The 12648-nt window shown below is 49.9% G+C and carries 6 protein-coding genes; 1 reads left to right on the top strand and 5 read right to left on the bottom strand.

Features of this window, described 5'->3' with window-relative positions:
* Window positions 1-4 precede the first annotated feature (4 nt).
* Window positions 5-1441: a SusD/RagB family nutrient-binding outer membrane lipoprotein gene (locus WBJ53_RS06270; RefSeq protein ID WP_338875212.1), complete on the top strand. Its 1437-nt coding sequence runs from the start codon at window positions 5-7 to the stop codon at window positions 1439-1441.
* Between the two features lie 113 nt (window positions 1442-1554).
* Here the strand turns inward: WBJ53_RS06270 and WBJ53_RS06265 are convergent, their stop codons facing one another.
* The 5 genes from WBJ53_RS06265 to WBJ53_RS06245 all read right to left on the bottom strand — a co-directional run bounded on the left by WBJ53_RS06265 (window position 1555) and on the right by WBJ53_RS06245 (window position 12646).
* The gene (locus tag WBJ53_RS06265; RefSeq protein WP_338875211.1) at window positions 1555-2643 is read right to left on the bottom strand and encodes a PA14 domain-containing protein; all 1089 of its coding nucleotides are present in this window, start codon (window positions 2641-2643) and stop codon (window positions 1555-1557) included.
* Window positions 2644-2703: 60 nt separating this feature from the next.
* Complete coding sequence (locus tag WBJ53_RS06260) at window positions 2704-5079, bottom strand: ABC transporter permease (protein ID WP_338875210.1); 2376 nt, start codon at window positions 5077-5079, stop codon at window positions 2704-2706.
* A 73-nt stretch (window positions 5080-5152) separates the two neighbouring features.
* Window positions 5153-7504, bottom strand: coding sequence for an ABC transporter permease (locus WBJ53_RS06255; RefSeq protein ID WP_338875209.1), 2352 nt, complete (start codon window positions 7502-7504; stop codon window positions 5153-5155).
* Between the two features lie 72 nt (window positions 7505-7576).
* Complete coding sequence (locus WBJ53_RS06250; RefSeq protein ID WP_338875208.1) at window positions 7577-9961, bottom strand: ABC transporter permease; 2385 nt, start codon at window positions 9959-9961, stop codon at window positions 7577-7579.
* A gap of 315 nt (window positions 9962-10276) precedes the next feature.
* Complete coding sequence (locus WBJ53_RS06245; RefSeq protein ID WP_338875207.1) at window positions 10277-12646, bottom strand: ABC transporter permease; 2370 nt, start codon at window positions 12644-12646, stop codon at window positions 10277-10279.
* Window positions 12647-12648 lie beyond the last annotated feature (2 nt).

Genomic DNA, 12648 nt, shown 5'->3' with positions numbered 1-12648 from the left:
AAACATGAATCGTAACTATAAATTTGTTCTTACTGCTTTGCTGGGTCTGGAACTGTTCTCCTGCACCTCTATTGTGGAGAACCTCAACGTAGATCCTAACAACCCAACCAGCTCTACGGCCAGCCTGTTGCTGACTGGCACCGAAATTGCCAATATGGCTACGCAGGAAGGTATGGCCAGCCGACTGACTACCATTTGGGACGGCTATGCTTCTGGCGCCGACCGGCAGTGGCTGGATTATTACAACTATAACGTTTCGGCGGGTATCTACGATTCGGACTGGAACCTGGTCTTTACCGGAACCAATGCCAATGCGCTCCTGACCATTAGTCAGGCAACGGCGCTTGGAAACCGCAAAATGGCAGGGATCGCCAAAATTCTGCGGGCCAATGCCCTCGCAACGGGTACAGAGCTTTGGGGCGATATTCCGTTCGACCAGGCGGGCGACATTGCGAAATACCCGAATCCAGCCTTTGAACCTCAGGCAACGGTATACACAAAATTGCTGGCACTGCTCGACGATGCCATCGCCGACCTCAAGTCGGGCGTTGGAACGGTTAGCACCGAAGACATTCATTTTGCGGGTGATGCCACCAAGTGGACGCAGGTTGCCTATACGCTAAAAGCCCGTTTACTAACCGACTCCAGGCAATACGATGCCGCTTATACGGCTGCTCAAAGTGGCGTCAGTACGTATGCAAATTCTCTGTATTCGCCACACGGAACAACCGCCAGCGTAAACCAGAATTCGTATTATTCGTTTCTGGCTTCTACCCGTACTGGCGATATCTACGCTGTGGGGGCCTATAACGTGAGTCTGCTGAATCCGGCCAGTGCCAATTATCGGGGTAATGCGAAGACCGTTGAAACGGCCCGCTATAAATTTTATTACCTGGAGAACGGTGTCAATACGCCCGGCAAAGTTGAACCCAACACATCAGGATCATCCGGTTTTTTTGCTCAAAGCGCCAGTTTCCCGCTCGTCACATACCAGGAAAACATTCTGACGCTGGCCGAAATGGCGCTTCGGAGTGGCAAAGGCTTTACAACGGCACTGGGTCACCTGAACACCTATCGGAGCTTTCTGAATTCGGGTGGCTATATCAACGCAACCTACCTGACCTCGGGGGCCTACAAGTATGAACCCTACGTAGCGGCCGATTTTGAAGCCGGTGGTATCGAAAACCCCGACGGCATCAGCGCCGACAATGCGCTGATGCGCGAAATTCTTCAGGAGCGGTATGTATCGTTCTATGGCCAGCACCTGGGCTGGAACGACGAGCGCCGGACCCGAACTGAAGCTTATGGTATTAAGCTGACACCCAACAACGGGTCGCAGCTTCCGTGGCGGTTCATTTATCCGCAGAATGAGATTAACTCAAACCCAAGTACGCCATCGCCAGTTCCGGCTACGTTCGAAGCACCAGCGATTTATAAATGATTGAATGATTGAATGATTGAATGATTGAATGATTGAATGATTGAATGATTGAATTACTGAATTGCTGAATGTTGGCTACCTACATTCAACAATTCAATCATTCAACAATTCAATCATTCAATCATTTTAATCGCTACCCGACGGTTTTGTGACCGTCCGGATTCGGTTGCATTATCGGCTAATGGTTCGGAACCTCCATACCCTTTTGTTCTGATGCGCTCTTCGGCGATACCATGCCTGATCAGATAAGTAGCAACAACCTTAGCGCGATTTTCGGAAAGAGCCCGATTCAGTCGCGGATCGCCAACATTGTCGGTATGCCCGGCCACTTCAATTCTCCATTTTGGATTGGCTTTCATAGCCCGAACCAACTTATCCAGTTCGGCCGTCGACTCGGGCAACAACACATAGCTGCTCTGCTCAAACTGCACAGAACGTAACACAAACGTTTCGCTAGCGCTTAGTTTCAACTCTGCCTCAGGCGGCTGTTCAGGCCTATTCTGCGACGTAGCTGGTTTCGCAGGCATTGCAACCGGTTTGGCCATTACAACTGGTTTCGCAACAGGGCGGGTTACTGGTTTAGGCGTTCGCTTAGCCAGATTCTTCCCGGCGTTTGGCTTTGCTGGTTGAATAGCCGGTTTTTTGGGCGAAACCTTAACAGTGGCCAGTGGTAGTTTTACGGCTGGAATCGATCGGCTGAAATACTGGGTCGTTATCGGTTCGCCAATATCCTCCGAAAAACTGAACATTGGTTTTTTATAGTCTGGTCGCTGCCAGTACAGAACAATCTCCCCTTCCAGCATGTCGTTGAAAAAATCGACCCGAAAATCATAGTACTGTCCTCCCTGCAACACAACGCTCCCTTTGAAGCTTTTGGAATCATTAAGTTGCCATGCATCCATGACTTTATGATTACCCACCCAGATTCGGATACCATCGTCGACTTTTGCAAAAAAGGTATACCGGCCTGTTACGGGAGCCAGTAATTTCCCTGTCCACCGAATGGAGTAGTACGAGATACCAAGGCCAGTTATCGGACGCTGATTTCGCCAGTTGAAATTAATGGCGGGATCGATACGGGTCGCTACCCTTCGCTCAAAGTTAGTTCCAGTATAATAGTCACCTCTCAGCCCCTGTTGTGCTGCGACTTGCCTGCCTGCCAGAACAGTAAACAAGGCTAAAGCCATCGCCAGTTGTCTCATAGGTAAATGGTGTATCTGTACTACACAGGCTAACCCTCGCCAACCAATACGAAATCCGGGCTATTCGGTCCGCAGACTATTTGCCGGATTGGTTAAAGCTGTTCGGTAGGTCCGCCAGCCAATCGTTACTCCACCTAACAACAACATTGCTCCAAAGCAACCGCCCAGCGTTCCTATTCCTATGGTAACGTGATAGGCAAACGTCATCAAAAAGAAACTGGCAGCCAGATAGCCTAGTGGTAGTGCAATAGCGCCAGCAATTAATAGTAATTTCAGAAAATCCCACGACAATAGCCAAACCACCTGATCGACACGGGCTCCCATCACTTTCCGAACGCCCACTTCTTTGGTACGCAGTTCGGTGGTGTAGGTTACCATACCTAACAACCCCAGACAGGCAATAGACAACGCCAGCCCGATCAGTAGCCCCATAAAGGTAACATCGTCGGTATGATCATGCCGAGTCTTCAGGAAATCGTCGTACCACACTCCGGCAAAAGGCTCATACGGATTCAATCGTTTCCATATCTGGGCAATATTCTCCTGAACAACGTCCGGGTTTCCGCCCGTAACCTGAACCAGCAGATACCGAAACTGGTCGGGCTGATAGCGAATAATGAGCGGTGAGATTTTTCGGGCCAGCGTCATAAACATAAAATTATTCAACACGCCAGCCACCTGCACGTCGGTGCTATCGTTTAGCCACAGCGTTTGCCCGACCGCAGCCCCTGCTTCCTTTAATCCAAATACCCGAACGGCCTCTTCATTGATCAGCACCAGCCGCGACGCCGAATCGGCGACAGATACGGGAAGATTTTGACCGGCTATCAGTTTCAGTCCCGTAGCCGGTACCAGATTCGCATCACCTGCTAAAAGACTTACTCTCGATGAGTCGCCCCCCGAAGGTTGTCGATGAACCACTTGTCCGTTTCCCCTATAATCGCCCAGAAGATCCGATGTGGGCGCAACATGCGCTACCCCGGCCAGCGTATTAATTTCGGTCTTAATTCGCTGAAAAGGAAACCCATTGAGCGGTACCACAAACACATTTTCCCGCGCAAACCCATAATCGGCACTGCCCATATAATGCTGTTGCCTGGCCATTGCCAGCAAGGCAATCATGGCGAACAGCGAAATGGAAAACTGCGCCACAATCAGCGACTTACGAAGGGTAATTCCCCGAAAAATTCGTAATCCGGTCTGGCTCCGAAGTACCTGCGCCGGTTGGAAACCCGACAGCACGTTGGCGGGTAGCAAGCCTGCCAACAGTCCCGTCAGAATACTAAAGGCAACAAAAATGGCCCAAACCGTAGTGCTCTGCTCCCATTCAACCCCACCAATCAGCCATTGTTGCACAAACGGCATCGGTTTAATCAACTGAAGCATTCCGTAGGCCAGCGCAAGCCCAAACAACGAAAGCATTGCCGATTCGGCCATAAACTGCCCCATCAACTGCCAGCGTAAGGCACCGGATACTTTTCGGATACCCACTTCCCGCGCACGGCTCAACGACCGGGCCAGTGTGAGGTTGATGTAATTAAACGTAGCCAGTAACAACGTCAATAGCCCAACGCCCAGCTCGGTCTCTAATTTCCCGGCCGACGGTTCATAGGTCGAATACATCAGTTCTTCGCGGGCGGGCGACAGTGTGGCCAGCGATTGCCGACGAAACGTATAGCCTTTTTCATTCACAAACCGCAGTCCCTTTGTTGCCCGACTTGCCAGGCTGGGTAATACCTCATCTAATGCCTGGGCGGTTGTTCCTGGTTTCAGCATCACGTAGGTGTATCCCTGCGAATAGTTTTTCCAGCTAGTCAGTGCCTGCTGCGATTGCGCATCCGAAAGCGCCGACATGGCAACCAGAACATCGAAATCAAGGTGTGTTTTTGTTGGAGTATCGGCCAGAACACCCACAATCGACAAGGTTCCCAACGTTTGGTGTTCCATCGCTTTACCAACAGGGTTTTCGCTTCCGAAAAAACGTTCGGCTGTTTTTTTAGTTACCACAACCGTTCCGGGGGAAGTGGCAGGCCGCCCGGCAACCAATTTAAACCCAAACACGCGAAAGAACCCTGGATCAATAAGGCTATAGACCACAGGCAACTGCTTCCGATTGGCCGTAAAGTCGCCGTTATTACGAATCACCCGCGTAGTTTCTTCCACAAACGGATAATCGTGTTTAAGTACTTCGGCAAGCGGCATGGGCGTAGTAGCAAACCCATACTCATCGCTATTACGGGTTGTCACGTCGGTCAGAATACGGTAAGTTCGGTTGGGATGCGGATGGAACGAATCGTAGTCGAAAGCACCTTTGATATCGATCATGGCCAGCATACATACCAGCATTCCCGAAGCCAGGCCGAAGATGTTGATAAATGAAAACAAGTTATGTTTCCAAAGATTTCGAAAGGCGGTTTTAAAGAAGTTATGTAGCATAGCAGCCCCTCTGCCCCCGAAGGGGGAGTTGTTACTCAGTTTAGTGCCCCCTTTGGGGGTTAGGAGGCTGTTTTTATTCCGACCGTAATGATTTCACAGGATTCATCAGTGCGGCTTTTATACTCTGAAAACTCACCGTTAGCAGCGCAATACCAATAGCCAGCATACCCGCCAGCACGAACACCCACCACGCCAGATCAACTTTAAAGGCAAAAGCCTGTAGCCAACGATCAGCAGCCCAATACATCAGCGGACTGGCAATCAGAATGGCCAGTACAACCAGTTGAAGAAAATCGCGGGAAAGCAGAACAAGAATATTTGTTACCGATGCACCCAGTACCTTACGCACGCCAATTTCTTTGGTACGCCGTTCGGTCGTGAACGCGACCAGGCCAAACAACCCCAGACAGGACACCAGCACCGTTAGACCGGCAAAGCCATTAAACACCGACATCATCAATTGATCCCGGCGGTATTTTGCATCATAGGATTCATCCAGAAACGAATACTCAAACGGAAAATTCGGAAAGTGCTCCTGCCAGATTGCCTTCACAACTGGCAGGTTGGCTGGCTGTAGCTTCATCATAACAGTATTGTTTGGGAACGTGTTGTAGATCATCACCAGCGGCTCAACCGCATTGTGCAGCGAGTGATAATTGAAGTTTTTAACCACGCCAACGACTTCTCCTTTATGTCCGAATCCTTCAATAGCCTGCCCAACGCCATTTTTCCAGCCCGCCATTTTCACAAACGCTTCGTTGACCAGAAAACCCCCGTTCAGGTCGGCTTTGGAACGCGACGACAGATTGCGCCCGGCTTTTAGTTTGATGCATAGCAGTGGCAAAAACCGATCGTCTATAAACATATAACTACCCATCAGTTCGCGTTTCTTACCGTTCGACTGAATCTTGGTAGATGCCATTGCCATCGGGCCGTCCGACAAACCCGACCCCAGCGTTACATCGCCAACTTCACTGCGCTGTTTCAGGCTGTTAGCCAGCGCCGGAGCACCCGCCCGCACCAGCGAATCGTCGGGAAGGTTGATGTTCAGGATTTGATCTTTTGTGAACCCAAGATCATAATGAAGCATGTAGTTCATCTGGCGATGAATCACCAGCACACCGGCAATCATACAAACGGCCAGCACAAACTGAAACACAATGATCGACTTTCGTAACCAGGCTCGTTGTCCGTAGCCAATCAGGTTTCCTTTTAGCACCTGCACGGGCTGATATCCCGACAATACGAAAGCCGGATACATACCACCCAATACCGTAACAATGAGCCAGATCATACTCACCAGCCCCAGCGTTTCCTGCCACGACAGGCGCAACTGAATGCTGAGCAATTTGTTGAAGAACGGAATCGCAATCTGCATCAGCCCAACGGCAACTACGAGTGCCATGCCGCTCAACAAAAACGACTCGAACAGAAACTGACGAACCAACTGATTCCGCAGAGCACCGTTTGCTTTCCGAATACCTACTTCCTTTGCGCGTTCGGTGGCTTTGGCCGTTAGCAGATTAATGTAGTTGAGCAAGGCAATGGTAAGCACAAACACGGCCAGAAATGCAAACAGGTAGCTATATTGCTTATTGCCCTTAGGCGTATCTTCCAGATTGCCCTGGCTGTAGTGAACATCGGTCAGCCGCTCAACCGGGAAACTGATGAAATAGCCTTCTGCTCCTGCTTTCTTCAGTTCAGGATCCACACTATTTTTGGCAATCAGCGCCAGTTTTTTCCTAAAATCGGCCAGATTGGGTTGCTGCTTAAAGAGTACGAACGTAAAGACCGGAAAATCCTCTTCGAGCCAGTTTTTAGGCACACCCCCTTTTTGCGACAGCAACATTTTAACGGGCAGATCGGTATTGCTGGGCTGGTTTGCCACTACGCCCGTAATCTGATACGTTTCCTTATTGATCTGGATCGTTTGGCCGAGCAGGTCGGTTCGTCCAAAAAACCGATTGGCAACGCTCTCGGTAATGACTACGCAGTTTGGGCTGGCTAATGCAGTTGCGGGATTTCCGACGATAAAATCGAAGGCAAATACCGAAAACACATCACGGTCGGCAAAATACACATCAGACTCACCGACCAGCTTATCTTTTGTTCGGACAATAGCGCCGGTCGGCTTAAAACGAACGGCTGTTTCAACCTCCGGGTAGTCACGCTTGAGCACATGGGCCAGCAACAGCGGCCCCGACGCTATAGCCACTGGCGACTCCGGTGTTTTCAGGATGGTTGTTACCCGAACAATGCGGTCGGCATTGGGATGATAGGTATCGTACGAAAATTCGTGGTTAACATACAACACCATAATCAGACAGGCAGCCAGGCCAATAGCCAGCCCTCCTACGTTCAGTCCTGTATACAGTTTATTCCGCCACAGGTTTCGAACAGCGATTTTGAGGTAGTTTCGTAGCATAACAGCCCCCCTGCCCCCGAAGGGGGAGTTATTATTCGGTTAATGCCCCCTTTGGGGGTTAGGAGGCTGTTTTTACTCGGACCGAAGTGATTTTACGGGATTCATCAGCGCGGCTTTCACGCTCTGGAAACTCACCGTAAGCAATGCTATCACGGTGGCCAGTAATCCCGCCAGAACAAATACCCACCAGTGAATATCGATGCGGTAGGCGAAATCCTGAAGCCAGCGACTCATGGCATACCAGGCAATGGGTGTTGCAATGACAATAGAAGCCAGTACCAGTTTTAGGAAATCGCGGGAAAGCAGCAGCACAATGCTGCCGACAGATGCACCCAATACTTTGCGAACGCCGATTTCCTTGGTGCGTTGCTCAGCCGCAAAAGCCGCTAACCCAAACAGCCCAAGGCAGGCAATCAGAACGGCCAGAATGGTGAAGGTCAGCAATACTTCTCCCTGTTTCTGTTCGGCTTTATACTGTTGCGAAAAATTCTCATCGAGAAAATGAAAGTCCAGCGTAGCCGATGGGTCGAAGGTGCGATAAACCGATTGAATGTAGGCCAGTGCTTCGGTCGTTTGGGCAGGTTTGATCCGAACATACAGGTTATCTTTGTCGAGCGGAGCAGGCAATCCCAGTACTAGTGGTTCAATCTTGTGTTGGAGCGAGTACGTATGAAAATCCTTCACCACACCCACCACACGGGCTTCGGCCGTATGCTTTTCGCTATCGATGTAGTATTTCACCCGCTTTCCAATGGGGTCTTTCCAGCCAAGTTGTTTCATCAACGTTTCGTTGATCATGACCGCTCCAAACAAATCGCTCTTGAACGCTTCCGAAAAACTACGACCATACAACACTTTGATGCCCAGGGTTTTAAAATAATCGGAATCGACCGTAAACTCCTCAACAATCTGCGTACCGGGTGGCATCGCTCCATTCTGCTCGAAAAACATGCCTGCTCCACCAATATTGTTATTACCGATTGGATTACTGGCGGCAGATGCACTCTCGATCAGCGGGCTTTGCGTAAGCTGTTCTTTCAAGGCATCGATTCGCTGACGAACGTCCTGGCTGTCGACATGGAATGTAAGCACCTGATCTTTAGCGAATCCCAGATCTTTATGCTGCACATAGCTCATTTGCTGATAGACAATAGCCGAACAGGCAATCAGGGCTACCGTAGCCACAAACTGAAACACCACCAGCGACTGCTTAAAGGCGGCACTCCCTATCTGATTTCCGACCTGCCCTTTCAGCGCCGATACGGGCCGAAAACTGGCTAACATCAAGGCCGGATACAGCCCGCTCAGGACGCCTATCAAAATCGACAGCCCGGCCACAATCAGCATTGTATTGAGCCACCCGCCAGCCGACAGTGTTTTGCCTGCAATCTGGTTGAAATAGGGCAAGGCCATTGTCATTAAAAATGCGCTAACCAGTCCAGCCATAAACGTCATTAGCGTGGATTCGGTCAGAAACTGGCCAATGAGCTGTAGCCGATACGAACCGATCGATTTCCGAACGCCGACCTCACGAATGCGCTTCAGCGACCGGGCCGTATAGAGGTTGACGTAGTTGATACTGGCAATGATCAGAATCAGAATGGCGACTGCGGCAAATACATAAACCGTGGTTACGTTGCCATTGGGGCTTATCTCGTAGTCAAGATGTGAGTGCAGGTGAATGGACGTAATGGGCTGAAGTTCCATCCGGTAATCCAGCTCCCCCATTTCTTTCTTAATGTATTTCTGGTAAAAGCCGGGCAGTTTAGCTTCCAGCGCTTTGTAGTCGCTGCCTTTGGTCAGAAGCAGATAGGTATAGAGTTCGAAGTTCTCCCAACCATTCGTATAAGTTTCCGGCAACGACCGCAGGGCGCTGAATTGCAGGTGCGAATTTGCCGGAACATCGTCTATAACGCCCGTTACGGTATTCGGGAAATGATTGCTGAACTCAACGACCCGCCCAACAGCTTTTCGGGCATCGCCAAATAAATTTTCGGCTGCGGTTTTGGTTAAAACAATGCTCTGTGGTTTGCTCAGTGCCGTTGCCGGATCGCCATACAGCATTGGAAAGGTAAAAACATCGAAAAAGGTTTTGTCCGTAAAAAAGATATTGCCGAGTTCCAGTTTCTTATCGTCGACGGTGATCACGCCCCCCCCTTCTGCATTGATCCGTACAGTCTTCTCAATTTCGGGATAGTCGTTTTTAAGCGCAGTTGCATACGGGGCCGATGTAGGTGCCAGTTGCAGATTACCACCGGGCCATTGTGCATAGTGCACAACCCGAACAATGCGGTCGGCGTTGCGATGAAAACGGTCATAGCTCAGTTCGTCGAACACATACAGCGCCATAAGCCATACTGCCGCCATGCCAATGCCTAACCCAACGATATTCAGTCCGCTAAACAGCTTACTTTTCCAGAGTGTACGGGCAGTAATTTTCAGATAGTTAAGTAGCATCGTTCTGATTCGTTTAGGTTTCGTGATACTAATGATGGCCCAAACAGCGTACCAAAAATATAACACACACTAAGTCAGCAATTTACAAAAACATACCCACGGAGGATGTCCGTAAGCGGACGCCGATGCGGACAGGCTGAACCGTAGCGATGGTCCGGCGGGATGTCTGAACCTGGAATTACAGGATTTGAACGATTTTTCTGTTTTTCGCTTGTTTGAAATGATGGTTGCAAGGTATATATAGCCTTGCAGATGAGCCTGTTAAAAAACGTTAAGGTTATCGGTTAGTTCTTGGCTCGTTCGCGATGCACTGCCTTACTCGTTATTCTTGAGCACAGTCGAGAGCTGAACATTGGCCATTTTCCAGCTTTGCATACTAACGGCAAAAGCGGCAGTTAGCAGAACCAGCGCGTTGGCGGCTAGGTACGGCAATAAGCCTGGCCGGTAAGATCCCGTAAATTCCTGCGTGTTCTGAAGGGTCAATTGTACACCCATCATCGTAATTGCATTAGCCACAACACCCGCCATCAGGAGCAGCAAAACAAACTCCCGATTGACTAACAGCAAAATATTGGCTACCGATGCACCTAACACTTTTCGCACGCCCACTTCTTTGAGTCGTTTTGCAAAATGCTGGGCCGCCAGCCCATATAGGCCCATGCAGGCAATCAAAAGCGCCAATCCGGCCAGATACCCAAATCCGTTGGCAAGATTCTGAAAGGTTGTGTTGAAGGCATCGAACACCTCTTTCTGATAAAACATGGAAACCGTTGTGTTCGGGAATTTCGACTGCCAGAGCCGTTCCAGGTCAGCTTTTACGCCCGGACCATGGTTCGGATCAAAGCGCAGAGCCAGGTATTGGTATTGAGGCTGCCGGGCCGAGAAAAATACTGCTGGCCGCGCTACTCCCGAACCAAACAGTTTAAAATCCCGCACAACGCCAGCAATGGTTACTACTTGCTGGTCTACCCGAATCGTCTTGCCGATAGCACCATCTTTCCAGCGATGGTGCCGTACAAACGTTTCGTTTACCACTACCGATTCTGCATTTTCAGCCAGTCGATGTTCGTCGAAAAACTGTCCGGTAGCCAGTTGAAGTCCCAGCGTTTCGAAATAACCAGGCCCCACATTATACCGAACAACGTTTTCCTGCCTATCGCCAACGCGAATAGCCTGTAATGCCATGGATTCGCCGACATGATATTCGGCACCCGCCACAAGGCTGACCGCAGGGTTTCTGACCAGCTCATTTCTCAGAATGGTATATTGCGTACTATCGGTCAGCCGCACGGCCAATGTCTGATCCGGGTTATAACCCCAGTCGAGATTTTTCCATTGTATACCCGCACTCGTAAACACAACGCCGACAATAACGGCCACAAAAGCCAGTACAAACTGACCAACCAGCAGTACACGGCTAAAGGCACCTTTGTTTCCAAATTTCTGTCTGCCCGCAAAAACAGCAATAGGTCTGAAAGCCGAAACGTATAAGGCCGGATAGCCGCCCGATGCAACGGCTGTAAATAGCAGTATACCGGCCATAAATAGCCACAAAGGAGCATTCTGCGAAAACGCCAGCGAGATGGTCATTACCATCAGATCGTTGAACAGGGGGATCAGAAAAACGGTAGTAATGAGCAGTGATAGCAGTAAAGCAATAAAACACAGCAGCAGATTTTCGATCATGAACTGAACGATGAGCTGCTGTCGAGTGCCTCCCATCACCTTCCGAACACCGATCTCCTTAAGCCGCTGCGTTACGGCTCCCAATGAAATATTGATGTAGTTGAAGCAGGACACGCCCATCATCAACAAGGCAATAGCCGAAAAAATAAGAGTTGCCATCGGATGATTAGCCTCTGCGGGTCGGCGCCTTACGTCGTATGCTTTGGGAGCTGGATTGCGAAGGTTATCAAAGACAAATGACGTGATTGGCTCGTCGGTATTTTTCGAATTATAAAGCGCAACATACCGGTCTAATTGGCGGGCTAGTGTGGGCACATAACGCTTGTCCGGTACCTCAACAAATACCCCACTGATGTGGGTTGTCCAGTCCTGGTTTTTAAGCCCATCATGAACCGAGTGGTAGCCTGTCAGCAGGGCGAATGCGAAGCCAATATTATTGGGAAACGTCTCTGCCACACCCCTAACCACAAATTGTTTATGCTCCCTGCTGGCCGTAATAATAGTAAATGGCTGACCAATGGGAATCTGGTTCGGAAAATACTTTTCTGCCATTTCGCTGCTTAGAATGATGGCAGCAGGATCGGCTAAGGCCGTTGGACTTCCGTATTTCAGCGGAAATGTAAACAGATGGAAAAAGTTAGTATCGGCATACGTAATCAACTCGTCGACTACACTCCCCTTTGTCAGCACCTGAACGCCTTCGCGTTGCACCCGAACGGTTTGTTTTACCTGAGGAAAATCGGCCCGTAAAGCTGCAGCAATGGGGGCAGGCGCATCGCCATACACCTCCGTTTCGTTGTCGACCTCCCGCGTATACTCCACCATGAAGATCCGATCACCTTTTGTGTGAAAACTATCCAGTGTCCAGAAGTTTTTCAGGATCAGAAAAACGGTGATGGCACACGCCAGGGCAATCGATAGCCCCACAACGTTAATCAGTGAAGTGGTCCGGTTCGAAACCAGGTTTCGATAGGCGAGAATGAAGTAGGTTTTTAGCATAA

The organism is Spirosoma sp. SC4-14, assembly GCF_037201965.1.
GTDB lineage: Bacteria > Bacteroidota > Bacteroidia > Cytophagales > Spirosomataceae > Spirosoma.
The sequence above is the reverse complement of the archived record's forward strand: the minus strand, read 5'-3'. Positions and strand labels throughout refer to the sequence as shown.